A 505-nucleotide genomic window follows, 5' to 3' on the forward strand; every position below is an offset into this window, starting at 1 on the left:
TGGAGTCGTACTTGCTGCGGTCCTGCAAACTCTCCAGCAGCAGGTTGCCGCCGACGGATGCGACGATGCGTTCCGCCTCTCCCGTCGCGCCTTTGAGGGTGGTGTCCCCGCCGGCTTGGATGGCCAGCACGTTGCCCGCGGTGATGAGGCTGTTGGTCCAGCTTTCGTCCTTGCCGTTGGCCTTGCCCCGGCCAAGCGACGCGCCCAGCTCCAGCGTGAAGCCATTCTGCTTGCCGCCCGTCGAGTAGCCGATGCCGATGCTGGCGCTGCTGCTCTTGCTGTCGGTCTGCTGCTCGAAGGCGTTGCGCGCGGCCTGCAGGATGACATCGCCTTCGGCCTTGAGCGCCACCTTGTCGCCCGCCGACAAGGTGGAACCGGTGACGGTGATGTCGGAGTCCTTGCCCGCGCCTTGCGCAACGACGGTCAGGTCCCTGCCCGCGGTGATCGTCGAACCATGGGCGCTGGACGAACTGCGATCCGTGGTGCTGGAATTCTTGCTGGTACC

Annotated in this window: 1 protein-coding gene; it reads right to left on the reverse strand. The window is 65.9% G+C overall.

The genetic code is table 11. The features are described from left to right. The coding region (locus VCS63_RS29740; RefSeq protein WP_323883126.1) for a hemagglutinin repeat-containing protein at nt 1-505 on the reverse strand (505 nt) is incomplete at both ends.

This window comes from Achromobacter sp. D10 (genome assembly GCF_035282245.1).
GTDB lineage: Bacteria > Pseudomonadota > Gammaproteobacteria > Burkholderiales > Burkholderiaceae_B > Achromobacter > Achromobacter insolitus.